This window comes from Paraburkholderia sediminicola (genome assembly GCF_046026675.1).
Lineage (GTDB): Bacteria > Pseudomonadota > Gammaproteobacteria > Burkholderiales > Burkholderiaceae > Paraburkholderia > Paraburkholderia sediminicola_F.
This window is the reverse complement of the sequence record NZ_JAQQEY010000003.1, coordinates 1-23,986: the sequence shown is the minus strand read 5'-3', so window position 1 is coordinate 23,986 and position 23,986 is coordinate 1. Positions and strand designations below refer to the sequence as shown.

Genomic DNA, 23,986 nt, shown 5'->3' with positions numbered 1-23,986 from the left:
ACGCTTCATGGCCCAGCAAAACAATCAACCGACCAGCGATCAGGCCGCGATCGTCAAAGGCAAATCACCGCGTAACGCGCTCATCAGCGCGGGTGTCGTGGCGGCCGTAGTTATTGCAGCGCTCGGCTTCTACTACCAGGTCAAGGAAAGCGCAAAGATCGAAGAAGAAGCGCAGCTGCAGAAAAAGGCCAGGGCCGCCGAGGTCGTCGACAAATCCAACAGCACGCAGGACGTTGACAAGATCATCGAGGATCAGCAGTCGGCAGCGCGCCGCATGGCCGCCTCAGAAGCGCGGGCTGCGGCGGCACCGAACGCGACGTCGACGCCGTCCGCGACGCCAGGTCTTACTGCGGACAACTTTGCATCCGACCAGCGGGTGCGCGAATTGAAGACGCAGGCGGATACCGATTCCGTCTATGCCTCGCCGATTTTCCGGGCGGGTCTGAAGGTCAAGGACCAGCAACCGCAGCAAATCGGTCAACTGGCAGGCGTCCTGACGCCGCAACAGATCGCCGCCCAGCAGGCCGCAGCGCAGCAGGCGGCAATGGGGTCCGCCAATGCGCAGGCTGCAGCCGCAATGGCAACTGCTGGTCTTGGCCAGCAGCCGGGACGCGCGAGCGGACTGAATACACAGGACCAGGACACCGCCTTTATCAAAAACGTCGCTGCCCAGTCGAGCAACGGGCAGGACTTCGCGCGCGCCGGCTTCGTTGGTCAGGCGCGTGGCTGTGTGCTGTCGCCGCCGCACCACATTCCGGTGCTGTCGGCTGAAGGGTTGAATTCCGATCGTCCCGGAACGGCTTCGCTCATGGTCGAGAAGGACGTGTACGACAGCATCCGTGGCGACTGCCTGATGATTCCCAAGGGCGCGATGATTACCGCGCCCTACAGCTCGGATATCAAGCCGGGACAGGAAACCATCCTCGTTGCCGCGACTGAGCTGCGTCTGCCGAACGGAAAACACGTCCCGCTTTTTGGTGGTGAGGGCGCAGATGCCGACGGCGCTGCGGGATTCTCGGGGGACGTCAACAACCATTTCCTGAAGATATTCGGCACATCGTTTCTCACCGCGATTCTCCTGCGCAAGTTCAGCGGCGGTGACGAGTCGACCACGACCGGCCCGCTCGGCGTCACCCAGGTCGGCAGCACGGGTGGACAGGTCGCAGCACAGACGGCCCAGTCGGTGCTGGACCGTTACAAGAACATCCCGCCGACCATCTCGAGCGGGCCGGGCGAGCGTCGCTTCATGATCAAGGTGAATCGCGACATCTACATGGAGCCGTATCGCGGTGATTAAGCGAGTGCTCCTCACCCTGTCGCTCGCTGCGTCCGTTTGTAGCGCTCAGGCCGCGACCATTGAAGACGTCATCAGTCCGACGAGCTTTGTGCTCGCGAGCGCCGGCACGCGCAACGTTGCGACGTTCGACGGCAAGCCGGTGTTTTATTGCGGGCTGAAGGCGTTCACGACATGGGCAACGCCGCTTGTGGGCCAACCGATCGGCAGTAGTCCCGATGCCGGGATCACCGTCTCTGTCGATGCGCACGACGTGTCGCTTGAGCGACTGCTTGTGAGCAAAGGGTGGTTGCAGCCCGCAGTCCTCGACGATGAAGCGCAGGCGGCGATTACTGAAGGCCGCGGAGGCTGGGCATGTGCGAGTGCCGCAGCGCCGTTCGAGCTGATGCATACGAGCGTCGATCCCAAGGTCCTCGCCGGCATCGCGCTCAACGAGTCGGGCCTGAACGGTCGCGCCTGGCCGTGGACACTGAACGTTGCGGGGCAGGGCTTGTTCTTCAGGACACGCACGGATGCGTTTCGCGCGATCCAGTCGCTGATCCGCGCAGGCCGAAGCGACTTCGATGTGGGGCTGATGCAGATTAACTGGCGGTACCACGCACAGCGCTTTGCTTCGCCGTGGGACGCGCTTCGGCCGTCGACGAATATCCGTGTCGCCGAAGCCATTCTCAACGAGAACTACAGCAAGACTCATTCGGTGGCAAAAGCGATTGCCTCGTACCACAGCGCCAACCCGGCACCGGGACAGGCGTACCTCGCGCGTTTCGCGCGGCACCTCAACCAGATTCAAGCAGGCCTATGAAGCGCACAGTCTCCCGAATTGCTCTTGCCTGTATCGCTGCCTTAGGTTCGATGGCGTCGCAGGCAGCGAACACGGACCCGTTCGATTTTGACTACGAGATCGCGGGCGGTATCGCCGAGCGGCCGGCCCTCATCTTCAACGATGGATCGAAGACCTATATCCAGCCGCGCGCAGGACAGGTTATCACTGCCGTCGGCGGTCATCCAGAAGGCCCGTATGTCGTCGTGGATGGCACGCCGGAGACGATCACCTATACGGTTGCGGGTCGCGCCGCGACCGCACACTGGACGAAAGCAAACTCGTTCGTCGGCGGCCGCGGCGCGCTTGCATCACTGCGCGACGATCAGCCCGCGACATTCGATGGTTTCACCAATCGCCTCATCCTAATCGGTTCGCACGGAGCACTCGAACCCGTTCGCGGCCTGAAGGCTACGATGCCTGTCGCCAATCTGGTCAAGGCACTCGTGCCGCAGGGATGGACCGGGTCTGCACAGAAGGATGTGGATCTCAACGACCAGGCGGGCTTCGCAACACGCACGGGCGAGAACTGGTTGCAGGCGCTTGACCAGTTGATGGCGCAGTCAGGGCTGTACGCCGACGTCGATTTCGGTGGGCGGCATGTGCGTCTGCACCGTGATGCGCCGAAGTCAGCCGCGCTGAACTATGCGGCGGGCGAGCAGAACACCGCCTCAACGGCGGTTCTGAAGATCGCGGCTGTTGCGCCTCAGCCGTCGTTGCTCGCACAGAACTTTGGCGCACAGGCGATTCGCGATGGAGACGACACCCATACGCAGATCCGCTTTGCAGCGAAGCCTCCGAAGGAGTTGACGTTCCGCAGCATGGACGGTCAGTCGCTGCGTCCGAAGTGGGAAGACGCGACCAACGTCATGACGATCGAGCGGGCATCGCGCTTCGTCGTATCGGACGGGGCGTCAGGTGTCGAAGTGGAACGCACTGCGGCCACTGTCTATGACTTTGACGCAACGAGTCCGGCGCACCTCGAAGCAGTGTTCGACAAGGACGGCGAGACGTACTTCAAGTTCGCAGACTCTGTCGTCCAGGTGACGGTCGCGGACGTGCATCACCTCGGTTCCGGCGCGCAGAAAGGGCGGTACTACCAGTTCAAGGGCACGTCCGAACAGTTCATCGTCACGGCCGATGGCAACACCGTCAATGTGACGCGTCGGCATGACGTGAAGTATGTAGAGCACGCGACGACCAGCAATGCGCTGGCGGCAACGGGAGAGCGCTCATGACGCGCCTGATGCCTGTCGTGCTGCTCGCGGGCGCCGCAACCGCTATTCCGTGCCACGCCGACTGCCTGGACGACGCGGCTGCATACCGTCACATCAGCACGCAACTCGTGCGCGCGATCGCGCAACACGAATCGGGCATGCGTGCGAACGCGGTGAACGTGAACGGTGATGGCTCCGAGGACATCGGCCTCATGCAGATCAATTCCTCGTGGCTGCCAAAGCTCGCGCGCTACGGTATCCGGCGCGAACATCTTTTCGATGCCTGCGTGAACGCTTACGTCGGCACGTGGATTCTCGCCTCGAACATCAAAGAGTTTGGACCTACCTGGAAAGCGGTCGGCGCTTATAACGCGCGCTCGACCAGCAAGCAGCTTGTCTACGCCAACGCAATCTACCGACGCCTGCAGCGGGCAGAGCACTGAAGAACCATGGACATGAACCTGACGATTCCAACATACCGTCGCGTGGGCGTTGTCGCGAAGGTCCTCGCGGCACTCGCGCTCGCGGGCTTCGCGACCTGGTGCTCCGCCGCGAACGAGACCGGCCAGCAAAAGGGTGCCGACGACTGGCAGATCCTCTCAGGCGCGACAGCCGTGCCGACTTCGGCATCACATGTCCCGGTGTCGTCGATGACGGCGTTGCAGAGCCCCCCGCTGAGCGGTGCTCCGACGCAGTCGCTCGCGGTCGCGCCCGTGGTATTGCCGGGGGTACCGTCCGCTCCCTCAGGGGACCTGGCGCTGGCCATCACACCTCAGGACGTCAACCTGCGCAATGCGCTTGACCGCTGGCTGCAAACGCAGGGGTGGCAACTGGCCTGGAAGATCGACGACGACCTGCCGCTTGAGTTCAATGCGACTTTCACCGGGGACTTCACCTCGGTCCTGACCCAGGTCATGCAGGCGACCAACCACATGCGCACGCCGACCCGCGTGTGCCGCCATACCAACAAGGTCATCCGCGTCGTCGCCCGCGCGGCCAACTGCAAGGACTAACACCATGTGTCATCTTCCGATGCGGCTCGCTGTGGCCGTCGCCGCAACCCTGACGATCGCGGGCTGTGCCGTAAGCCAGTCCGATGTGAATAGCGCCTATGACGCCGCGAACCGCACCATGACCGGGGCGGTGGGCGATGGCCCGCAATCGATGCCGCTGGTTGAAGACGTGCCGACTGCCTTCCTCGGCGACCGCCTTGTTCCCGTCGCCTACGAGGCGAGTCTGCCCGCCGTGTTTCGCGACAAGGTTGTGACGTTCCCGGCAAATCTTTCGATCCGGAAAATCGCGACGCTGGTTTCCAGCGCCACCGGATACCCGGTTCACCTGAGCCCTGATGTGTTTGTTCCTCGCGACTCCCTGATTCCTCGCGAAGCGTCGGGTGATGGCAAGTCGGCAACGACTGGCGGTCTCGCCGGGCCCGGTGCGAAGACCTCGGAAGAACCAGTCTATGCGCAGCCGTACAACGGTCGCGTGGGTCAGTATCTGCGCGGCGTCTCGGATGACCTTGGGCTTGACTGGTCGTTCGATGGGTCGTCTATCAACATCTCGCGGTTTGTTACCCGGATGTACCAGATCGCGGCGATCCCCGGCAAGGTGTCGATCAAGTCAGACATGTCGAAGGGAATGGATACGTCAACCGGGAACCAGTCCGGCGGGAGTTCCGGTGGCTCGGGCGGCAACACCGGTTCGTTTTCCGCTACGACTTCGACCGGGCGGACGGGCGACTTCGACCAGATGCAGATCATCGCGGATGAGTTGAATCGCGTCCGCTCGCCGATGGGCCGCGTGGTCGTCAATCCGCAGAGTCGTCTCGTAATGGTCTACGACACGAAGGAAGCGGCCGATCGAATGGGGGACATTCTCAAGCATGAAAACGCGATCTCGACGCGTCAGGTTGCGATCCGGGTGCGCACGCTGCAGATCGCGCTTAACAGGGGCAGCCAGGCCGGGATGAACGCGGATGTCGTGTTCACCAGCATCCAGGGCGGCCTCGCGAAATATGCGGTCAGCTTCGTTTCGCCGACGTCTCTGGCCTCGGGTGGTGGCTCGGTTGGCGTGTCGGTGTTGCGTCCCGACGCGCCGTTCTCGGGCACGAACGCTGTCGTGAATGCGCTGAACCAGTATGGCCGCACCGTGCAGGACAACACGGTCACGAAGATGACGCTCAACGGGCTGCCCGTTTCGATCGCGTCGTTCCAGAGTGACGACTACCTGCGATCTACGTCGCCTTCTGCTGGCTCGCTCACCGCGACTTCGGGTGGCGTTCCGGGCCTGACACCTGGCACGGTGACAACGGGGGACTTCGTGAACGTCCTGCCATCGGTCAATGACCACAACCAGATTGTGCTCGCCTACTGGAGCGACAGCTCGAAGCTTAACGGCCAGTTCACGTCGGCAACTGTCGGTTCCGGCCAGACACAGCAGCAGATCCAGCTGGCGCACACGGTGGGCCAGAAGGATGACCAGATCGTTGCGCTCGCCGACGGCCAGACGATTGTGCTGTACGGCGCGATGACCGATCAGGCGGATAGCTCGACGAATACGGGCATCGCGGGCCTCACCGGCAACTGGAGCAAGGCGCGCACGTTCCAGGTGGTCATGCTTACGGCCACCGTTGTGCCATCGATGTGAGCGCCGGCATGCACATTACAGAGTCGTTACCCGGGAACAGTAAAGCGAGGCTGATCTTCGGCCTTGACTGGCGCGCGTATCCCGTCAAGGGAGCCCGGGCCGAGCGCCGTCGATATGCTGACGATTTCGGCGCGACGCACTACGTCGAGTACAAGGTCGGCAACGAAATGATCGGCGGCTTTGCGGCGCCGGAATCGGCCGACTATCCGGGTTCGAAGCTGTTCTCGGGTGCCGCGCGCATTGCGCAGCACGCGCGCATCAAGGCGTTGCCCGCTGCCCTCGTGCTCCTGCAGGATGATGCGCAGCGCGTGCACGCGATATTTGTCGTGCGCGGTGCGGTACGTACCGATGAAGTGCTCACGCCCGCTGACGTAATCGACCGACGCGTCGCCGTCGAGCAGGAATGCCTGAAGCAGAACCTGCCGCTCGTCACGCTCGGGACTGGCGCCAACATCGGTGACGTTGACGAAAGCTTCACGGCCCTGGCGTTGCTGGCCGATAAAAAGACCGGCCGCGTCAGGAAGATGCCGCTTGCCGTTCCCACGCTCGTGCCTGTCACGGTCATCGTCGTGGCCGTGGTGCTCATCATGATGGAGATGCTCGACGCGTTCTCCCCGCCGCCGCCTCCGCCGCACCAGGAGACCCTGCAGGAGAAGTATGCGAAGGCGGTCGCACAGACGTTTTTACTTCAGGCGCCGCTCGCGTCCCGGCTTGCGCCGCTCTTGTTGTCTCAGGTCGGAGGGAACGAGAGTGTTGTGGAGGGCTGGCTTGTCGAACGAGTGCTGTGCCCTGCGACTGGATACTGTGCGAATACCTACACACGTGTGGGTGGCACCTTCGCCGGTTTCGATGCGGCGGCCCCCGCATCTATGCGCCCTATCGCTTTCGATGCGGATGGCAAGCATCTCAGCACTCGGGGAGCAGCAGTGCCAAAAGTCGCGGCAGTCCGGATCGATGCGGCGAAGCTGTGGCCGTCGGAGCAGGCACTCATCGACATGCTGCAGACCCCGGCACAGAAGTTGTCGGTCAAACCCTTCGATCTCGACAGCCACGGGTACGAGGTCAGGCTTCAGCCGGCTCACCCGCTCGTTGCAGCATCGCCCGGCACGCCAGGTGCCGGCGGTATCCCTCACATGATCCGCGAGGGTACATGGCAGATCGATGGGTATCGCTGGCAGGCGGTTCTGCTCTCCAGGCTCCCGCCGAGCATGTCGCTCGAGAGCCTCACCGTCGAGTTGCGCACCAAAGGCGAAGTCGGCATCCATTTCACTGCGAAGGGTAAATATTATGTTCAGGACTAGACATCTTGTCGGCCTCGCCTGCGCACTTGGCATCGTCACCGCACACGCTGAGACGCCCCATCTGACGCTGGACGATATCGATCAGCTGTCGCGCGACAAGGTCGTGCGCAATCTCAAGGGCGAGGGTGACGGGTCTGCGCAGGGAGCGGGCGTATCGAATCTCTCGTTGCCGGTACCGGGCCCCGTCGGAGCGGCTGCAAAACCGGTTGTCGTGCCCGCGGTCCGGGCGGAGCCCGCCCGACACGCCGAGCGCGTCTGTTTTCTTGGCGCGTACCGCGACGGGAGCGGCATGCACGTCCTCTACGAATTCCGCAACGCGATCTACCCGGCCCTCGTCGGGTCGGATCTGCTCAACGGCTGGAAGGTCACGAAGGTTGATGGCTACCTCGTCACCGTCAGCGAAGGCAAAGGGAAGCCGTGGACCGAGCCGATTGCAGGGAGCAGTGCCAGTCCAGAATCCTCATCTTCCCCCGCGCTGAGAGCACTCAGTGACCTCAGCGGCCCGTTGCCGCCCAGCGCGGCGTTTACACCAGTATCTATGCCAAGACCGGGGCAATGACATGTCGCTCTTTTCGAACTACGAAAACGCCGAGCCGGAAAGCCGCGGCATCCTTGGCCGCCTGAAGGGTTGGCGTAGCAGCTTTAGCGAGTCCAGCGCGTCATCGGTCGACAGCATGCCGATCGCGGGCGGGCACGCGCCAGTCCAGGGTGAAGAGCCACGCTTCAAAACGACGAGCAAGCCAGTCAAACCGGTGCAACCGCAGCATGTGACTCTGGGTATGCGCCTGCGTGACGGAGACATCACGGACGTCGAGGCGCGTGATGCGGCCGCACCTGAAGCCGCATCTGCATCGGTGCGCGCTGAATCGTACGAGAGTCGGTTCGCTAACGACCGGCAGGACGTCGATCAGCACGTTGAGGCTGCTACTGGTGCAGCCTCAGCAGTCGCCCCGGCTGAACCCGTTCATGTCGACGCGACGTACCACGCCGGACCGACGAGGTCTGTCGAAGGCGCCCGCGCTGACGCGACTGCTGGCCATCGGGCCACTGTCCCGGAAGAACTGGTGGCGGAACTCGCGGCGCACGACCTCGACGTTATCCCCGTTGGCCTTCCGCAACTCGTCTCATCTGAATCGCTCACGTTCAAGCGCATCCTGTGCGAACGCGGTCCGGACGCTGCCCTTCGTATCACTGATGCCGCTCGCCGTGAGTTCGTGGCCGTGGATCTGCAGGCTGGCGTTGCCATTGTTGTCGCGACCCGGGCGTTTCGCGAAATGGCGCTGTATTCGACCTATCTGAAAGATCTCGCACGCGCGGACATCGCCGTACGGGAAGAAATGGTCGCCACCGAAGACGTTATCGCCGCGATATACGGCACCGACAAAAACCGGTCCGCCGCCGTGATTCCGGAGGCATCGCGAGCAATCGGCACATTCCGCGATGTGATTGAAGCGGCCCACGGATATGGCGCGAGCGATGCCCATATCGAGTACCGCGACTTCAAGGACGAAGTCGAAATCCGCTTTCGCGTGCACGGCGACCTGTATACCTATCGTCACATGCCCAAGGCCCTGGTGCGTCGTGCGCTGTCAGCCTCCTACCAGGATCTCGTGCAGCGCAATACCAATTCAGCGGAGACGTTCCAGCCGAGCGCGCCGCAGTCCGCGATGATTCCGCTCGTTGTGCAGACCGACGTGGTCAATCTGCGTTGGCAGAGCTCGCCGCTGGTCGGGGGATTCGACGTTGGCCTGCGTCTGCTGGACGGCAATTTCAGGCACTACAAGGTGCTGATGCCAGAGCAGATGGGGCTTGAAACGAGCCAGCTGCGCATCGTGCAGGCGCTCGGCAATGTAAGCGGCGGCGTCACGATCCTCAGTGGTGAAACGGGGTCGGCCAAGTCGACGCTGCTGCGCGCGCTGTCGTACATGATGGTTTCGCGCGATCTGCGCAAGCAGTTCGCGGTCAGCGAGCCAGCGGAGTATCCGAACCCGTGGTTGTCGGAAATTTCCATTCCGCGCCGTCCGGACGAGTCCGACGCTGATGCGAGCCGCAAGGCCGCTGAAGTGATCCGCACGCTCATGCGCATGGATCCGGATGACCTGACCGTTAACGAAATTCGCGACGCCGTAATGGCGTCGCTGGTGACAGAACTTGCCCTTACAGGCCACCCGGTACGCACGACCCTCCATGCGGATAGCGCGATTGGTGTGTTCATGCGCCTTGGGGGAGGGCGGCTTCAACTGCCGATGGACGAAGTGTCGTCCGAGAAATACGTCAATGCGGTGGGTAACCAGAAGTTGATTCCACTGCTGTGTCCGCACTGCAAGGTCCCGGCGCGCGACGTGATGAGCGAGTCGGATCTCCGGTTGCTGGAGACCAGGTTTGGCCTCGATACGTCGGCGATGGCCTGCCGCGATGAAGCGGGTTGCGAGCACTGTCGCCTGAAGGGGCTTTTCACCCGCGCAGGCAAGGTCGCCGGCGGCACGAAGGGGCAGACGCTCGCTATGGAGCTGTTCCGCCCAAGCCCGGAATTCCTTGAGCACATTGCCGTGCGCGACTGGCGCGGCGCGGAAAAGGTCTGGCGCGCCACGCGTGTAACCGGCTTTGGCGACGCCGACATGACGGGAAAAACGATCTATGAGCACGCGCTGTACAAGGCATCGATCGGGATCATCGACCCGCGCTTTATCAACGATGCGATGCGCCCGTTCGAGGACTACCGGATTCTCGCCGATCGCGACGGGAGGATGCCGTCGTGATGAAGTCGCTTGTCTACCCAATTTACATGATGTTGCCGCACCGCGAGCGGCTGCGGATCGCAACACTCAGTTTCCGCAAGATGCGCGAGTCCTTTTATCGCGAGACACGCCTTGATGTCGTTGCTTCAAAAGGTTTGCGCAACCGCGAGACCCTGCTTGAGCGGCTGACCGTCCTCGAAAAACGGCATCGCGGGCGCAAGGCGTTCGCCTGGCCGGTGTTTCACGCAATCGCGAGAAGCCTGCAGCGGGGCGACGACTTCGCTGCGGCGACGAGGCCGTTCATTCCCAACGACGAGTACGCGCTGCTTGAACTCGCCGCAGCGGCGACACACAAGGATGCGGCGGTGCGCGGTCTGGAGCTTGCCGAGATGGCGGCCAACGCCAAGCGGATTCTGTCCAGCACGACGTCGACGCAGATGGCGTACCCGGCGTTCGTCATCGTCTACCTGTACGGCTTCTGCATGATGTTCGGCGGCGAGATATTCCCGTCAGTCCTGGACGTCAAGCCGCTCGATCAGTGGCTGCCGTTTGGCCGGTTTCTCTACGCTGTCGACACCTTCTGCTACCAGTACTGGTGGCTGACCGGCGCCGTCGCCGCGGGCGCTGTCTTCGGCTACTTCTGGACGATGCGTCGCTGGACTGGCGAGTTGCGCAACCGCCTCGACAGTGCCCCACTCATGTGGCGCAACCGCCGCGATCTGCGTGCGGCGTTACTGATCGTTTCGCTTTCGGGCCTGTTTGACTCGGGGCTGACGCTGCGGGCCGCGCTTGACCGTCTCACGAAGTCCGCTGATCCGTGGATGAAGTGGCACCTCAACCGGATGAGCCGGCGCCTGACCGTTTCACCGCATGAACCGATGCGCGCACTGAATACCGGGATCTTTTCTGACGAAGTGATCGACACGATCGCGGATGCGGCCGGGCGAGACCAGTTCATTCAGGCAATCAAGGATCTTGGTCGCGACTCCCTCTCGCGCGTCGTTGAAGCGGTGCGACGCAAGGCCAAGATCACCCATTACGTCCTGCTCGGCATCGCGGCCGCAGGGTTTCTGATTTTCGGCATCGGTTCCTACGTGGCGACCGGTGCTGCCAGCTTTGACACAACCGGCACGTCCGCCGTCCGATAGAAGGGGCCTTTTATGCAAAAGAACACACCGGGTCGCAGCAAGGCGACACTCATTCAGATGGCACGTCGTCGGCGGCAGTCTGGCGAGCTGTCCATTATCGAAGGCGCGGCGGTCATGGCGGGTGCGGCACTGCTTGCCCTTGCCGTGTACCAGGGGCGCGGATTTGTGATGGACCGCATCCACGCTTATCAATTCAAGAGCGAGGCACAACTGTTTCGCAGCGGTATCCAGGACGCCTCTTCCAGCGAGGTGGATTTCTCGACTGAGTCGCTGCAGACGCTGGCGACCAACCACGCGTTCGATTCGGCCGGGTCCCGGGTGAACAAGACAACAGGCACCCTCATTGGGATTTTTGGTGGGTCGGTCACCGCGGCATCAGGGATGGTGTCGACGGCCAATGACGCGATGGTCATGACGTATCCAGTGCCTGCAACGGTCTGCTCGCTGTCCGTTGGCGCGGTGGCGGGGGCATACACAATGGTCACCGTGAACGGCACGACCATTTCGGGGCCGTCGACGCAGTTCAGCGATGCGACGGCGGGGCAGGCGTGCGCGTCGGCCGGCCCGACAGCGAGCATCGGCATGTACGCGACCCACAACAACTGAAGGCTGGCATATGGGCAGCATCATCGAGATGGTGGTCGTGCTGGTCGCATCCGCGCTGCTCACTATTCAGGGCATCAAGGAGGACGTCGCGCACCGGCGCGCGACATTGCTCGCGGCAGAAGGTCAGAACGAGGCAACCATCAACCAGGCGCTCGCGTCGTGGGTGACGGACAACTATGCGGCATTGCTGGCGCAGTACAACCCCGCGAATCCGCAACCGCTGACTCCGCCCACGATCGATGCGCTTTTTACGAGTGGCAACCTGAAACAGCCGCATAGCAACGGCCCGTTCTGGGGCGGTGTGTACACCATCCAGATGACGATGGTGCCGGCGAACTGTTCGCCGAGCGCCGGTAACTGCCACGTCTCGTACGTCCTTTATCCCTCGCAGCCGATCACCCGCAACGGTCAGCCGGACGTGATCGGAGCGTCGCAGATCGCTCAGGCGGGTGGGGCAGCGTTTGGTTTTTCGAAGACCCAGAACTCAGGGACGATCACCGGTTTGAACGGCGCATGGACAGCCGCCAACCCGCTTGCCGGTTCGCCTGCTGCGGCAATCGTTGCGACCAACGCAAACGCCACGGACGGCAACTCGGTGTACATCCGGCGAGACGGCAGCCTGACATGGACGGGCAGCCAGAACGTGAACGGCGTCGACCTGCATAACGTCGGCAACATCGATGCGACCGGGACGATTGCCGGGCCGATGGTGGCCGCGTCGAATGTAGCCGTCAACAATGCGGTTCGTTCGCCGGCGACGCTGTATGTGCAGAACCAGAATGGAACAGCTCCGGCGCCGATCGACAGCGGCGCTGCCACGATCCACGGGAACGCGGTCGTCACCGGCACTATGACGTTAGGGAACATTGCGGTGGCAGGAACCGGCTGCGCTGGAACCGGTATCGCGGGCAATAGCGACGGCTCGGGCCAGGTGCTGTCCTGCCAGTTCAACGTATGGCTGCCGATTGGTGGGCGGATTCAGGGGTATGCCTATTACACGGTGCAGAGCGGGCAAGGTGTGCCCGCCCCAGTTTGCTCAAGCGGGGGTACCCCGCAAATTCTTGTTAATCCGCGGAGCATCTACGTGGACACGACCGCTACGGTTAATTACGGATTCGCTGGCACGGGACCGTGGATTGTCTACATCCTGGACGGGACAGGCACACCCATACCTGGTCAGGTTTCCGCATCAACCTATTGCGCGTATTGAGGAAACAGAATGAGATTTCTGAAAGTGTGGTTCAAAGTCGTACTGCTGGCCGGGATTCTGTCGTCTGGTCACGTGGCGTTTGCGGCCCCCGTCACATGTTCCTACGGCTACCAGGATTCGACTTGTGGGACGAACCTTTATAACGCGCCACAAGTCGCGCCAACATGCCCGGGATCCGCTGGATGGACGACGGCGGTAGCAGCCCGGTGGATTGGGTCGGGGTATTCGGCTCCGCAATGCAGTTATCAGGCCCCCCCGACGTGTCCTGCTGGGTACAACCAGACGGCAGCCCCTGCCTGGACTGGATCTGGGTGGACCGCACCAGGATGTACGCCACCGGTACCGCCGCCGTCGATTCCCGACCCGAGTACCTTCCCCGCTATGTGCATGGCGGCGCTGTCGCCGGACTATTTCCAAAGCCAAGGTGTGACCGCCGGAAATTGGACTTTCGTGCCCGTTACAACTTGGGCTGCACATGACATTCAAATTGTGCAAGCCATAACGGGTGTTAATTACGCCGGCGACTCGGTATATTCCAATCTAAGCCTCGGCCCAACGTATGCAAACGCATGTAGCTACGCTAACTCATACGAAAACCTCTGCTTTGTGAACGCAAATGGATCGGTGGACAGCGTTTTTAACCTGGCCACCGGAGGCACAAGCAGCGGCCAGTGCAATCACTGAGGAATCTGTAGAAGCAATAGAAAAAGCGCCCAAAGTGGGCGCTTGTTTTCGTCAGGAGTGGGCTTAGTTTGCGCCCGTCGTGTAAGGCCAGCTTTTGCTGATCGGCGAGCCGTCACGCGCACCACTAAACGAGGCCGTGTACGTCGTATTCGCAGTCAGGGGCGCCAGCGGGACCAGGAACGCGACGCCGCTGGGCAACTCGTTATTCACGTCAGCAGTTGCGGCTGACGTCGATCCGGTCAGCGCGGCGCGTGGCACGATGATGCGAGCGGGAACCACACTACCGTTGGCGGCCGTGAGGGTAAAGCTGGTCACGGTAAGAACGTCGCCGGGCTTGTCCGCCCTCACACGAACAAAGACGGGGCGGCCTGGAGCCGCAACGTCAGGCACTGCATTCGGGCTTTCCGCGCGCAGTGTCAACGCAACGCCAGTTTCGTTGGCAAGCGGCGAAGTGGCAATTGCGGTGGTTGGCATTTGCTGGCCCGCAGCCTGGTCCAGCCCGTTTCCTTGGGGCGTACCGCTTACGCCGCTAACCTGGCCGTAGTCCAGCACGCACGTGTAGTTCACGTAGTTGGCAGTGCTCTGCGTGAAGCCGATACCCACCGTTTCCTGGCTGCTGGTTGCGCCCTCCAAGTGATAGACCGAGTTGAGATACTGCCCGATGCAATCCGATGCATACGCGGTTGCGTTCGCCTGCGGATTGCCGGCCGCGGCTTCCTCGCCGATCCATTCCGTTACGGGAGCGCCGGCTTTCTGCGCGCGCGACAGCGGCGTTGCTTCGTAGTAGTTCGACAGGGTGGAGACCTCGTTGTGCGAGAGCGCCGTGACGGAGCCGTTGCCCAGGTTCGCATCGAGATAAAGGGCATGCGCCTGTGCTGCCGAGTCGAGAATCGTATCCTGCTTCAACTCGCCGACGCCCATCGCAAGGCGGTAAGCATTCAACTGCGAGAACGCTGCGGACTGCATAGTCGTGGCCGCGTAAGTCGAAGCAGGCACGCTCGTTTGCGGAGCGATCGCAGTGCCAACGACCGGCGTGCTGGCACCACTTGCTGGCGCTGCTGCGCCAGTGTTGCTGCTACCACCACCGCCGCCGCCGCACGCAGCAAGCATCATCGTCGCAGCAAGCGACAAAGCGGTAAGGGTGATCTTTTGGTTCTTCATTTTTATTTTCCTCGAATTTCTATTAGTGGCCGCGCCCTTTGCACGACCTTGATTTCATCTTACTGATCCGCTTCCGAAGTCAAGCTTTGGCTAGAGCTAGATTCTCGGGACTGATTTCGCATAAATTCTCAATTACAGCGCGTCGGCATTTTAGTAATAACGGAAAGATTCCGTAACTCTTGAGAGCTGCGCCCGATTTCAACAAAAAACCCGTCTGGCGACGGGTCGTGGCTGCTGCTCTGGTTCGGATGCATTCCGGTTATTTTCGCTTGCGACGTCGCCAGTGAAAAACGCGCAGGCCAACAAAGGCAACGGCAAGCATCGCGCCGGTCGCAACCGGCAACTTGCCGGCAAGAGCGGGTACGAGGCGAGATCCCATATAGACGCTGAAGAAGGCGACTGCAACCTGACCAAACCACGGGCCGCTAATTAAAGACAGCATCAGCGCAGGTTGACGGCTCGCCCATTCTCCATAGCCTTCGTTGGTCTTTTCCAGATCAAACTTCTCGGCCTGTTGCGCCCGTTCTTGATGGTAGAAGCGTTCGTACCGCTCAAACCGTCCGTCTCCACGACCATCGAGCCATGCCGCGTTGCTATCGGTTGCGAGGTAGTCGAAATCTTCCATTGAACGTCCTATCTGATCAATGAGCGCGGCCGGCGTGCCAGTCCACCGCGCCGATGGCGTTGACTATGACGCTTCCGTCAGCCTCGGCGTAAAGCTCACCAGTTTCGGGATTGCGCCATCCGAACTGAGCACGGCCGTCGGCGCTGAACACAATCAGCCCCGCAGGGAGATCCCGTTCGACGTTAGCTGGCTGCTTCATTCACTTTCCTCCGGGTGGCACGCTTTTTGGGACCGAGCTGCTGCTGACATGCCGGGCACGTGAAGCGGTTATGCATCTCGATTTTCGTATCGTTGTTCGACACGACATAGTGCGTGCTGCATTGCCGGCACGGGGCCACCGTCAGGCGCGTGTCAGCCGCCATCGAACGTGTCAGGTTCCAGCCGCGATCTGCAGAAATGAGCCGCTTGCCGCCGAACAGACGATCGTAAATGTCGTTCGTTGCAATCAGGGCCTCTGGAGCGTTGGCGCCCATCGCGATCGCCGAGCGATACAACCAGATATAGGTGGTCGCGTGGAGGCGGTTCTGCGGGGTCTCAACGAACCATGGCAGCGACGTCGGGACATTGCCGCAGGGCGAACTCTCGTCGTGAATCTTCACGTAGAGCATCCGCATGGCGTTCTGGTTCAGCCGGAAAAGCGTTGACGCCGTCGACGCACGCAGGCCGTGAGCCATCATCGCAGCCGCGTAGATTTCGTTGCGGGCGCGCTCGAGTCGCAGTTCACTCCAGCCAGCGATCAGCGGCAGGTCGCCGGATCTGATCGGGGAGGTCAGCATGATCTGATGCGCGATGGTTTCATCGGTCAACGAACTGGCCACGAACTCATACCAGAAGGTCTGGCTATTGAAGCGCCAGCGGAACAGCGGCAAGCCCTTCATCCGGCCGAGCGCAAAATGCAGTTTCCACGGCGGAATGGATGCAAGATACTGCGCCAGTTCGTTCGTGATGCCGAGGAGCGGTGCGCACAGCACGCTCATGTGGATTACCTGCGTGACGAGCGAGAGGAATAGCCTGTTCGAATTGCCGACCGCAAAGTTCCCCAGTGAATCAAGCTGGGGCGTTTTCCGTCGCAGGACATCGACCGTCAGCGTCGTGGGCGTATCGTCGACGAAGCAGCGCCAGTCTTCGACGCGCTGGAGCGTCGGCTCCACCATCAGGAACGGGGTGCGCAGCAGGTTGCGTAGCGACGACTGATTTTGTTTGAGATGCTCGATTTCCTTGCGTTCAACCTGGAACACTTCGTTGAACCGGCCGTCCTGCTGAAGCATCAGTTTCATATGGTCGACGAGCTCGAAGTTCGTGACCTGGATCTGATCAAGAAGCCAGTCCTGGATATACAGCCGCTCGACCGAGCGATATTCGTTCTTATTGTCCATCTGTTCTTTTTCTCTCTTAGCGTGTGGGGCGGCCGCCCTGATCAGGCCGCGCGTGTGGCTGCAAGCAGTTCGGTGTGAAACTTGCCCACGAGGTCCGCGAGTGCGCTGAAAAGATTCACGAAGCGGGCGGGAGAGCCGCCGGCCGTCACCATCAACTGCGCGCTGTGATACTCCTGGACGAAGGTGCCGAATCGCTGGACGAGCCCGCTCATGGTCGTTTCAAGCGTTTGACTGGCCTCGATCGCTTCGTTCTGGGCGGCAACCTGCTCTTCCAGTCGCGCCAGTTCCGCGCGCTTCTCTTCGAGTGCGCTGGTGGTCGACTTAAGCTGGGCAAGCTCAGCCTCCATTGCTTCCTGGAGGTTCTTGTATCCCTCCGGCACGGTAGGTACGTGCACTTCCTTCGTCTCTACCTTGCTCGACGCCTCGAGCAACTGGCGGCTCCGGGTTTCAAGATCGCGCTCGCGATTTGCCAGTTCCTGCTGCAACACGCTAACCTGCCGATTGACGTCGGCCAGATCGACCAGCGTGCTTTTGGCGTTTTCCTTGTCGCGCTCGATGTGCTGGCGAAGACGCTCCGCTTCCTCTGCGAGCCGCTGGTTGTCGAGTTGCGCCTGATCGAGTTGCCCCACGATATTCGCGAGCTCGTTGCTGACCAGTTCGATACGGGTGTCTTTCTCCGCAATCTGCTCGCGCGCCTGACGCATATCCTTGATCAGCTTTTCCACATCGCGCTTGCTCATGTCGGGATTGTCCCGCTTGGCCTCAATCACCGCGTCGACGATGTCATCGCCAATGTCATTGCCGACCAGCAGCGACATGTCGCTATGCGAGAGCATGGCGACTGCACCGCTGTTGGTGCTGAACTTTTCATAGCAGCGAATGTACAGCCTTACCGACGACCGCTTTCGGCGGAAAAGTCGTTCCAGAAAGTCGTACACCAGTTCCTTCGCGCGATTGCGTACCGTAGGCAAGTCGCCGAGATCTCCAACCTTCTGGTTGATTACCCGCGTCATCATGTGAGCGAAGTTCCCGCCGATACGCATGTGCTCCTGAAGGATCTTGCGCGTGGAATGCGCGACCTCTTCACTCTCCGCAACGATCGTCTTGATCAGAGCTTCGGGCAATTCTGACCCGAACATGCTGCGCGCCATCGAGCTGATTTCCCGTTCGGACGGGATGTGCGCGAATGTGGGGGGAAGTGACTCTTCGACCGCGCCATCGTCCGGCGCCGCGCCCTCCAGACGGGTCGGATCAAACAGTTCGTCAGAATTCTTCTTCAAATCTTTTTTATTGCTCATGCTACGAACTCCATTCGGTTTTTGCGTGCCCTTGGCCGCGGGCTTGTCATGAGGAAGCAATTACAGAAGGCTGACGCCGAATGGTCTAATTTCGGCTATCGCAGCCCAGAATACGCTCCGTTTCCGTCGCGGCAGGCGTAAAAGGTGCATGAAAACATGCTGCTTTCATGTAAATGCAGGAAAATATTGCAGGCGCAACCGTTTACCCATCGGCAAAATCGCGTGTAACTTTAGGAAATATTCCCCTAAAAACTAGGGTTAGCCCGGACTAGCGCGCGGTGTCTCGCCAGTGCATTTCCGTCCGGATCGACTGCGCTGACCGACTGGATCGACTGGCGGGCAGCATTGATGTTGATGTCCTTATGCCCTCGCGCGTCGTGACGGGCCTTCCTTTCCCGCAGCCATTGACCCAGGTCGGAACGGCGAATCAGGCTCGACGGCAAGGCAGCTGAAAGTGCGCAGGCGTCGTTGGCAAATACACCGACGCCTTCGACTGCCCAGATGCCCGGGAGCACCGTCCGCAGGAAGGTCACCTTCGAGCGGTTTTGCCGCAGGGGTGAGCGACGTTCTTCACGTCGACCGTCCGCGCCGATACGGATGATCGAATCAGCATCGCAGCCGGGCTCAATCACGCCCGTCCAGTTTTTGGTTTCGATGACGAAGATGCCGAAGGGCGTAATCGCGAGATGGTCCACCTCAGCGGTCGGATAGGACGTGCCTGGGGCATGGTTGAGCAGAAGCGCCGTCGGAGACAGATAGAAGTTCGTGCCACAGAGCCAGGTCAACACTCGGCGAAGCTCGTCCTGAACGAGCGCTTCGCCGGCGTCGCCCTGCAACTGGCTGCGTGCAACGGGCATTGAACTTGATACGGTCGGCTTGCGACGGCGCTGCATGCCCCGATAAACGAAAAAAGCGAGCGTCAGCAGAATCAGTAGGGTGGTCATGGTGGTCACTTCGTCGTTGAGGTGAGTCCAGTCTGACGTGCTCTACGCAAAGTCAAGTCGCGCCAATCTGTTTCCGGATGCGGTGACTTTGGGGATCGGATGGTCGGGGAGCCGTGATCGCCGGGAATGCTTACCACACGCTTTCGATGAACCTGAGAAAGCTATATGTTTTGGTGGAGCATTTCGGGTTAAGACCGTCAACCGGTTGACGGGGTAACCTCGGACTGGGGTCGCGTTGGCCGCGCGGCGGTTCTTCAAAGCTGCACGCGTTTGTTGAGCATTCAGTCTGCAAGAGCGTTGTGCCAGCGTTAACCTTTGGCTATCCCGGCGTCGTTCTGACGCATCGACTACACGTGACGAATCGCGTCACGCCATCTCGCGGTGCCAGCCGCTCATTTCTCTCACCAGCCGCGCAAAGCATTCCCGTACGTGCCCACACGGACATGAACGAAAGCGCTTCGCGCCGGCTTTCCCTGCTCTTCTGAGCATCGAAACCCCCGGACATCGTCCGGACATTCCCTTGTGCGTGAATTTTTCTGGAGAGAAAAATGCTGAAAGTCCTGTTGAAAGATGCGATCAAGGTGCCGGGCAAGCTGCTCGCCCTGTGCCTCGTGATGTATCTCGCCAGTCTGTCGCTGTTCGTTGCCGGTTTCCTGCTGCTGCTGGCTGCACGCTGGCTTCACAAAGCCATGCAACAGAAGGCCAAGGCGATTGAAGCTGCCGAGGCTGAAGCTGAAGTCGCACGCGTTGAAGCTGAAAGGCTCGCCGCTGCGTCAAGGGCTGCCGAGGCCGCAAAGGCAACCGTCGCGACCGCATCAGTTGCTTCGGCAGCGAGTGCGGCGAACGATACGACCGCTGCCGCACCGACGTCCACCAGGCGCTATGCCAAGTCGGCCGTCGTTATTCCGTTCAAGACCGGCACCCTGTAACAGGGTCGCCGTCAGTTCTACCGTCTCCGTGGATTTCCATGGAGACGGCCCTCTACCCCAGCCGGGAATCCATTCCCGGTCACGGGCTATGAGATTGCCGGCGTTCCCGGAGCAATCTCATGGAACCACATGTGGCTGCCTGGCAGCTCGACATGTTTGGCGACTCGTCGCCAGTCTTCAAACCCGTCATCAAACCCGACCCCCTGCCTGACCCCCATCTCTGGAGCGAGACCGTTCGCGACAAGATGGTTGACGCGTTGATCTCGCTCGCGAGAGATAGTCGCCGCGGCGACAAGATGCCGGAATCGCTGATGGACTGTGCGTACATGATTTCCGACCGTCTTCGCAACCGGAAGCTTGATGTCGAGGACTATCGCGCGACGCTCGGCTGGATCATGGGCTACTGGGATGGGGCGCTCCCGTACCAGCATGTGTGCGAGGTAAGTGGGACCGACCCGGAGTTCCTTCGCGACTTCATCCTGAACACGCCGCTGCTCGCCTGTGATCTAAGCGAACTTCAGCGCATGTCTTTCGGTACGTTGCTCTAGGAGCTTTCATGGCACGTAATGCAGCTTTCTTTTCTCGCGTCCTTGCGGACATTTTCCCCGGCAAGCCTGCCGCGCCAACTTCCACTCCAACCCCCGCGACATCATCGACTCAGTCGACGGTCCCCGCTGATGCACCAGCCGCAGATCCCTCTCCCCGTGTGATCGGACAGGGTGCTGCCGATGAAACCCTCATCACGATCGCGGACGAGCCGAATCTCTTCGTGGAGGAAGCTAGATGCGTCGTCCAGTTCAAACCCGCTTTCGACGAGCAGGCCAGTCAGACGCAGTTCGGGCTGAAGATCCTCCCGGAACTCGCCCCTCACTGGTCGCAGTTTCATATCCATCGCTGTTCGCTGAAAGAAGCGATCGCGACGGCGATACGATCCGCCGGAAAGCCGCTCCCAACGGGCCCGGCTGCTGCACCAGCGGCGTCCGATTCGATGGAAGTCTCGCAACCGCTACCGATCGATAGCTCGTCGGACGGCTCCACAGCGCGCCGGGCGCCACCTCGTCGTGAACACACTTATGACATGGCTGCAGTCGAGGGGCGTGTCGTGTCGTGGGGCGAGGAAAAATTCCCTGATCGGAAGTCAGTCGGAGCGTCGCGCTTCTACACGTCGTTTGCAATGCATATCGACACCGTAGCGGGCGAGCGCACGCTGCAGGGCGAAGGTCTGAAGGAGGCCATCGCCGAGTCAGGCTGCATGGTTGGCGATTACGTATCGGTGCGTCGCCTGAGAAAGATCAAGGTGCCCGCTATCCGACGCGACGGCAGCCCGAAGATTGTCGATGGAAAGCAGGTCATGTGGGACAAGTGGCTCTGGTCAATTTCTAAATAAGGAGTTTTTTATGGCATCTGTGAACAAGGTCATCCTCGTCGGCAATCTCGGCGCAGACCCCGAAGTGCGTTATTTGCCCAGCGGCGATGCTTTAGCCAACATCCGCCTCGCCACAACCGACCGCTACAAGGACAAGGCGTCGGGCGAAATGAAAGAAGCAACCGAATGGCATCGCGTGACGTTCTTTGGTCGGCTTGCGGAGATCGTTTCGGAATATCTGAAGAAAGGCTCGTCGGTGTACATCGAAGGCCGTATCCGCACGCGCAAGTGGCAGGCGCAAGACGGTACCGATCGTTACTCGACGGAGATCGTTGCTGAGCAGATGCAGATGCTTGGCGGACGCGGTGGCAATAGTCAACGCGAGCAGTCCGACGATGATGGCGGGTTTGAACAGCAAGGTCGAAGTCGCGCTCCTGCACAACAGGCGGGTGCACGGCAAGCCCCTCCTCGCACCGCGAATCAGCCGGTGTCGACGCCGCAAGGCAGCTATGCCGGCGGCGGTGCGCCGCGCGGTGGTGGTTTCGATGACATTGACGAAGATATACCGTTCCATGGCTTTCACACGCGCGCAGCGTGGTCGATCATCTGATCCCGTAAAGCCTCACCTCAATGATTTTCTTCCTCCTGTAAAGACTCACCTTGATGCCACGACACACCGCCCGGTGTGTCGTGCGGCATCTTCCTTGCATCAACCGCCTCTTTCCGACGACTCAACTGCCTGCTGAAACAAGCTGCCCGCCATCGCCGCGCGGACCGCTTTTTTGAGCACGCGTTTTCGCGCCTGACTCAGGCATCGACCACAACCCACTTCCATATAGGAGAGTGACCCATGAATGTGAAGGACCTAAAGCTCACGCCGGCACAGTGGCTCTCGCTGCTCCAGCGTTATGGAGTGCCCGAGAGCGCGCTGACCGGACAGGCTGCACCGTGTCCAATATGCGGCGGTACCGACCGCTTCACCTATGACAACAAACGCGGCCGAGGCGACTGGGTGTGCCGTAAGTGTGATAACGGCGACCCGATGGCTGGAGACGGCCTGAAACTGATCTGCGGTGTAACTGGCATGTCGTTCTGCGAACTGATGGTCGAACTCGAAGGAGGATCGCTCAACGACGCCCGGGCCGCGGCGCACAAGGTTCGTGCTGCTGCACCTGCCGCGAGGCGTAAGGCAGATCCGGTGTTCGTGGAGCGACGACTAACCTCGATGTGGGGGAGCGCTCTCGAACAGACGGACGGTGACCTCACGAGGCGATACCTGCAGGCGCGAGTACCCGGCCTCACAGCACCGCCGTCTAAAGCGTTGCGCCTCGGCATGCTCGAGTACCGGCATGAAAAGAAGGTGATCGGCACCTGGCCGGGCATCCTTGCGCGGTTCGAGTTACCTGACGGGCGACTGGGGACCCTGCATCGGACCTTCCTCGAACGATCGAGGCCTGAGAAGGCAAAGATCATTTCGGTGGCCGGCGAGATTCTTGATAACAAGCTGAACGATATGACGCTCAATCCTCTCCGTGGTGGAGCGGTGCGCCTGATGAATCCGGTCAACGGTGAAATTGGCGTTGCGGAAGGGCTGGAGTCCGCATACGGCGGGTACATGGAGTCTGGTGTCCCGGTATGGAATTGCCTGAACCGGATTCTGCTTAGCCAGTTTGTCGTTCCGGAAGGTCTTGGCATCCGCGTCGTGCACATCTTCGTCGACTTCGACCAGGTCGATCCCAAAACTGGCAAATCGCCGGGTGTCGCAGCGGGGGTTGAGTTGGCTAGTCGTTTGAAGAAAGAAGGCTACGTGGTTTTCCTACATCGTCCGAAGGTGCGCGGTACGGATTTCTGTAATCAGTGGTTCGACCGATTCGTCTCGGGCGGCGGTTCGGGAATCGTTCCGCGTAAATCCGCGGGCGGAGTGAGGCAGGCGCTGGCAGCCTGATTTGAATAGGCTGCAACGACGGCTTGCCGTTTTCTTTAATTCGCCCGGTGGGGATATATCCCCACCGGGAATATCGCATCGGGCTTTTTTCATTGGAGATGGAAATGAGCTCTTTCCGTGTACTCGTCGGTGATTTTGCGATCGTTGGCACTACCGGTGCTGCAGGTGGCAGGCAGCCGGCGATGAAGTCCGATGCGGTGGCCTATGACGTGATCGACCGGACGTCGGCGGGCAACAAGCAGTACGCGTGCCGCGACCAGACCTTTGACGCGGCGTGGGATTTCTGCACGCGTCGCATAGCAATCGTTGCAGCCAGCCGGCCGCATTGATACCCCTGAAAAGACAGCGGCACCCGAAAGGGTGCCGTTTTTTTTCGTCCATCGAATTCGCGTCTCAGTAAAAAATTCGCAGGCAAATGACAAGAACGACAGCGATTGGCTTCCAGAGCCGCCACGCTCCAGTAGCCCAAACAATGCCCACCTGCGAGGTCAGGAGGAAGATGAAGGCGAGATTCTCAGAGTGGGGCAGCAGCTTTACGCCGACAACGAAGCAGGCTAGGAACATCGCGATCAGCGCCGTGCGTTGGACGACAAACGGCAGCGCGTTGAATTTCCGGTAGTACGGCACGAGCCGATCGAGTATGTCCATCGCTCACTCTCCTTTCAGTTTTTCAGATAC

Annotated in this window: 25 protein-coding genes; 18 read left to right on the top strand and 7 right to left on the bottom strand. The window is 60.8% G+C overall.

What is annotated here, in order from left to right; all coding sequences use genetic code 11:
* The first annotated feature begins 7 nt into the window (after positions 1–7).
* From PQQ86_RS38290 to PQQ86_RS38235, 12 genes are read left to right on the top strand one after another with little or no spacing between them, the layout of a single operon-like run.
* Positions 8–1,297, top strand: coding sequence for a TraB/TrbI/VirB10 family type IV secretion system protein (locus tag PQQ86_RS38290; RefSeq protein WP_408279485.1), 1,290 nt, complete (start codon positions 8–10; stop codon positions 1,295–1,297).
* Positions 1,290–2,096: a transglycosylase SLT domain-containing protein gene (locus PQQ86_RS38285; RefSeq protein WP_408279484.1), complete on the top strand. Its 807-nt coding sequence runs from the start codon at positions 1,290–1,292 to the stop codon at positions 2,094–2,096. Before PQQ86_RS38290 ends, PQQ86_RS38285 begins: the two co-directional genes overlap by 8 nt.
* Entirely contained in the window at positions 2,093–3,352 is a 1,260-nt protein-coding gene (locus PQQ86_RS38280) for a TrbG/VirB9 family P-type conjugative transfer protein (protein ID WP_408279483.1), read from the top strand. Before PQQ86_RS38285 ends, PQQ86_RS38280 begins: the two co-directional genes overlap by 4 nt.
* On the top strand, positions 3,349–3,774 hold the full coding sequence (locus PQQ86_RS38275; RefSeq protein ID WP_408279482.1) for a lytic transglycosylase domain-containing protein: 426 nt from the start codon (positions 3,349–3,351) through the stop codon (positions 3,772–3,774). The genes PQQ86_RS38280 and PQQ86_RS38275 overlap by 4 nt, the downstream gene beginning before the upstream one ends.
* 12 nt (positions 3,775–3,786) lie before the next feature.
* On the top strand, positions 3,787–4,344 hold the full coding sequence (locus PQQ86_RS38270; protein ID WP_408279481.1) for a toxin co-regulated pilus biosynthesis Q family protein: 558 nt from the start codon (positions 3,787–3,789) through the stop codon (positions 4,342–4,344).
* Positions 4,345–4,348: 4 nt separating this feature from the next.
* Positions 4,349–5,977: a secretin N-terminal domain-containing protein gene (locus PQQ86_RS38265; RefSeq protein ID WP_408279480.1), complete on the top strand. Its 1,629-nt coding sequence runs from the start codon at positions 4,349–4,351 to the stop codon at positions 5,975–5,977.
* A gap of 8 nt (positions 5,978–5,985) precedes the next feature.
* Positions 5,986–7,278: a type IV pilus inner membrane component PilO gene (locus PQQ86_RS38260; protein ID WP_408279479.1), complete on the top strand. Its 1,293-nt coding sequence runs from the start codon at positions 5,986–5,988 to the stop codon at positions 7,276–7,278.
* Positions 7,265–7,837 (top strand): hypothetical protein, encoded by a 573-nt coding sequence (locus PQQ86_RS38255; RefSeq protein WP_408279478.1) that lies wholly within the window; start codon positions 7,265–7,267, stop codon positions 7,835–7,837. The genes PQQ86_RS38260 and PQQ86_RS38255 overlap by 14 nt, the downstream gene beginning before the upstream one ends.
* Before the next feature lies 1 nt (position 7,838).
* On the top strand, positions 7,839–10,037 hold the full coding sequence (locus tag PQQ86_RS38250; RefSeq protein ID WP_408279477.1) for an ATPase, T2SS/T4P/T4SS family: 2,199 nt from the start codon (positions 7,839–7,841) through the stop codon (positions 10,035–10,037).
* A 26-nt stretch (positions 10,038–10,063) separates the two neighbouring features.
* The gene (locus PQQ86_RS38245) at positions 10,064–11,164 is read left to right on the top strand and encodes a type II secretion system protein (protein WP_408279733.1); all 1,101 of its coding nucleotides are present in this window, start codon (positions 10,064–10,066) and stop codon (positions 11,162–11,164) included.
* A gap of 12 nt (positions 11,165–11,176) precedes the next feature.
* Positions 11,177–11,770 carry a type 4 pilus major pilin gene (locus PQQ86_RS38240; protein WP_408279476.1) on the top strand — a complete coding sequence of 198 codons (594 nt, stop codon included), beginning with the start codon at positions 11,177–11,179 and terminating at the stop codon, positions 11,768–11,770.
* A gap of 10 nt (positions 11,771–11,780) precedes the next feature.
* Positions 11,781–12,980 (top strand): hypothetical protein, encoded by a 1,200-nt coding sequence (locus tag PQQ86_RS38235; protein ID WP_408279475.1) that lies wholly within the window; start codon positions 11,781–11,783, stop codon positions 12,978–12,980.
* 747 nt (positions 12,981–13,727) lie between these two features.
* Here the strand turns inward: PQQ86_RS38235 and PQQ86_RS38230 are convergent.
* From PQQ86_RS38230 to PQQ86_RS38205, 6 genes are all read right to left on the bottom strand, one after another.
* The gene (locus tag PQQ86_RS38230; RefSeq protein ID WP_408279474.1) at positions 13,728–14,825 is read right to left on the bottom strand and encodes a CAP domain-containing protein; all 1,098 of its coding nucleotides are present in this window, start codon (positions 14,823–14,825) and stop codon (positions 13,728–13,730) included.
* 259 nt (positions 14,826–15,084) lie between these two features.
* On the bottom strand, positions 15,085–15,450 hold the full coding sequence (locus PQQ86_RS38225) for a hypothetical protein (protein WP_408279473.1): 366 nt from the start codon (positions 15,448–15,450) through the stop codon (positions 15,085–15,087).
* 16 nt (positions 15,451–15,466) lie between these two features.
* Positions 15,467–15,649: a hypothetical protein gene (locus PQQ86_RS38220; protein ID WP_408279472.1), complete on the bottom strand. Its 183-nt coding sequence runs from the start codon at positions 15,647–15,649 to the stop codon at positions 15,467–15,469.
* Complete coding sequence (locus PQQ86_RS38215; RefSeq protein ID WP_408279471.1) at positions 15,633–16,826, bottom strand: FlhC family transcriptional regulator; 1,194 nt, start codon at positions 16,824–16,826, stop codon at positions 15,633–15,635. The genes PQQ86_RS38220 and PQQ86_RS38215 overlap by 17 nt, the downstream gene beginning before the upstream one ends.
* Before the next feature lie 41 nt (positions 16,827–16,867).
* Complete coding sequence (locus PQQ86_RS38210; RefSeq protein ID WP_408279470.1) at positions 16,868–18,124, bottom strand: hypothetical protein; 1,257 nt, start codon at positions 18,122–18,124, stop codon at positions 16,868–16,870.
* 245 nt (positions 18,125–18,369) lie between these two features.
* Positions 18,370–19,068 (bottom strand): nuclease-related domain-containing protein, encoded by a 699-nt coding sequence (locus PQQ86_RS38205; RefSeq protein WP_408279732.1) that lies wholly within the window; start codon positions 19,066–19,068, stop codon positions 18,370–18,372.
* A 548-nt stretch (positions 19,069–19,616) separates the two neighbouring features.
* Between PQQ86_RS38205 and PQQ86_RS38200 the strand changes: the two genes are divergently transcribed.
* The 6 genes from PQQ86_RS38200 to PQQ86_RS38175 all read left to right on the top strand — a co-directional run bounded on the left by PQQ86_RS38200 (position 19,617) and on the right by PQQ86_RS38175 (position 23,637).
* Positions 19,617–19,997 carry a hypothetical protein gene (locus PQQ86_RS38200; RefSeq protein ID WP_408279469.1) on the top strand — a complete coding sequence of 127 codons (381 nt, stop codon included), beginning with the start codon at positions 19,617–19,619 and terminating at the stop codon, positions 19,995–19,997.
* Between the two features lie 119 nt (positions 19,998–20,116).
* Positions 20,117–20,545, top strand: coding sequence for a hypothetical protein (locus tag PQQ86_RS38195; RefSeq protein ID WP_408279468.1), 429 nt, complete (start codon positions 20,117–20,119; stop codon positions 20,543–20,545).
* An 8-nt stretch (positions 20,546–20,553) separates the two neighbouring features.
* Positions 20,554–21,384, top strand: a complete 831-nt coding sequence (locus PQQ86_RS38190) for a hypothetical protein (protein ID WP_408279467.1) — start codon at positions 20,554–20,556, stop codon at positions 21,382–21,384.
* 10 nt (positions 21,385–21,394) lie between these two features.
* Positions 21,395–21,973, top strand: coding sequence for a single-stranded DNA-binding protein (locus PQQ86_RS38185; RefSeq protein WP_408279466.1), 579 nt, complete (start codon positions 21,395–21,397; stop codon positions 21,971–21,973).
* 240 nt (positions 21,974–22,213) lie between these two features.
* Positions 22,214–23,308 (top strand): primase-helicase zinc-binding domain-containing protein, encoded by a 1,095-nt coding sequence (locus PQQ86_RS38180; protein WP_408279465.1) that lies wholly within the window; start codon positions 22,214–22,216, stop codon positions 23,306–23,308.
* A gap of 104 nt (positions 23,309–23,412) precedes the next feature.
* Positions 23,413–23,637, top strand: coding sequence for a hypothetical protein (locus PQQ86_RS38175; protein WP_408279464.1), 225 nt, complete (start codon positions 23,413–23,415; stop codon positions 23,635–23,637).
* A 64-nt stretch (positions 23,638–23,701) separates the two neighbouring features.
* Here PQQ86_RS38175 and PQQ86_RS38170 read toward each other — a convergent pair whose 3' ends face one another.
* Entirely contained in the window at positions 23,702–23,956 is a 255-nt protein-coding gene (locus PQQ86_RS38170) for a hypothetical protein (protein ID WP_408279463.1), read from the bottom strand.
* Positions 23,957–23,986 lie beyond the last annotated feature (30 nt).

Bases quoted from the DNA above. Each gene is read 5' to 3' on its own strand.
- PQQ86_RS38260 (WP_408279479.1), top strand. From the start codon at position 5,986: ATGCACATTACAGAGTCGTTACCCGGGAACAGTAAAGCGAGGCTGATC.
- PQQ86_RS38215 (WP_408279471.1), bottom strand. From the start codon at position 16,826: ATGGACAATAAGAACGAATATCGCTCGGTCGAGCGGCTGTATATCCAG.
- PQQ86_RS38170 (WP_408279463.1), bottom strand. From the start codon at position 23,956: ATGGACATACTCGATCGGCTCGTGCCGTACTACCGGAAATTCAACGCG.
- PQQ86_RS38255 (WP_408279478.1), top strand. From the start codon at position 7,265: ATGTTCAGGACTAGACATCTTGTCGGCCTCGCCTGCGCACTTGGCATC.
- PQQ86_RS38175 (WP_408279464.1), top strand. From the start codon at position 23,413: ATGAGCTCTTTCCGTGTACTCGTCGGTGATTTTGCGATCGTTGGCACT.
- PQQ86_RS38190 (WP_408279467.1), top strand. From the start codon at position 20,554: ATGGCACGTAATGCAGCTTTCTTTTCTCGCGTCCTTGCGGACATTTTC.
- PQQ86_RS38225 (WP_408279473.1), bottom strand. From the start codon at position 15,450: ATGGAAGATTTCGACTACCTCGCAACCGATAGCAACGCGGCATGGCTC.
- PQQ86_RS38245 (WP_408279733.1), top strand. From the start codon at position 10,064: ATGATGTTGCCGCACCGCGAGCGGCTGCGGATCGCAACACTCAGTTTC.
- PQQ86_RS38220 (WP_408279472.1), bottom strand. From the start codon at position 15,649: ATGAAGCAGCCAGCTAACGTCGAACGGGATCTCCCTGCGGGGCTGATT.
- PQQ86_RS38265 (WP_408279480.1), top strand. From the start codon at position 4,349: ATGTGTCATCTTCCGATGCGGCTCGCTGTGGCCGTCGCCGCAACCCTG.
- PQQ86_RS38275 (WP_408279482.1), top strand. From the start codon at position 3,349: ATGACGCGCCTGATGCCTGTCGTGCTGCTCGCGGGCGCCGCAACCGCT.
- PQQ86_RS38200 (WP_408279469.1), top strand. From the start codon at position 19,617: ATGCTGAAAGTCCTGTTGAAAGATGCGATCAAGGTGCCGGGCAAGCTG.
- PQQ86_RS38290 (WP_408279485.1), top strand. From the start codon at position 8: ATGGCCCAGCAAAACAATCAACCGACCAGCGATCAGGCCGCGATCGTC.
- PQQ86_RS38280 (WP_408279483.1), top strand. From the start codon at position 2,093: ATGAAGCGCACAGTCTCCCGAATTGCTCTTGCCTGTATCGCTGCCTTA.
- PQQ86_RS38230 (WP_408279474.1), bottom strand. From the start codon at position 14,825: ATGAAGAACCAAAAGATCACCCTTACCGCTTTGTCGCTTGCTGCGACG.
- PQQ86_RS38240 (WP_408279476.1), top strand. From the start codon at position 11,177: ATGCAAAAGAACACACCGGGTCGCAGCAAGGCGACACTCATTCAGATG.
- PQQ86_RS38270 (WP_408279481.1), top strand. From the start codon at position 3,787: ATGAACCTGACGATTCCAACATACCGTCGCGTGGGCGTTGTCGCGAAG.
- PQQ86_RS38235 (WP_408279475.1), top strand. From the start codon at position 11,781: ATGGGCAGCATCATCGAGATGGTGGTCGTGCTGGTCGCATCCGCGCTG.
- PQQ86_RS38250 (WP_408279477.1), top strand. From the start codon at position 7,839: ATGTCGCTCTTTTCGAACTACGAAAACGCCGAGCCGGAAAGCCGCGGC.
- PQQ86_RS38195 (WP_408279468.1), top strand. From the start codon at position 20,117: ATGGAACCACATGTGGCTGCCTGGCAGCTCGACATGTTTGGCGACTCG.
- PQQ86_RS38185 (WP_408279466.1), top strand. From the start codon at position 21,395: ATGGCATCTGTGAACAAGGTCATCCTCGTCGGCAATCTCGGCGCAGAC.
- PQQ86_RS38180 (WP_408279465.1), top strand. From the start codon at position 22,214: ATGAATGTGAAGGACCTAAAGCTCACGCCGGCACAGTGGCTCTCGCTG.
- PQQ86_RS38205 (WP_408279732.1), bottom strand. From the start codon at position 19,068: ATGACCACCCTACTGATTCTGCTGACGCTCGCTTTTTTCGTTTATCGG.
- PQQ86_RS38210 (WP_408279470.1), bottom strand. From the start codon at position 18,124: ATGAGCAATAAAAAAGATTTGAAGAAGAATTCTGACGAACTGTTTGAT.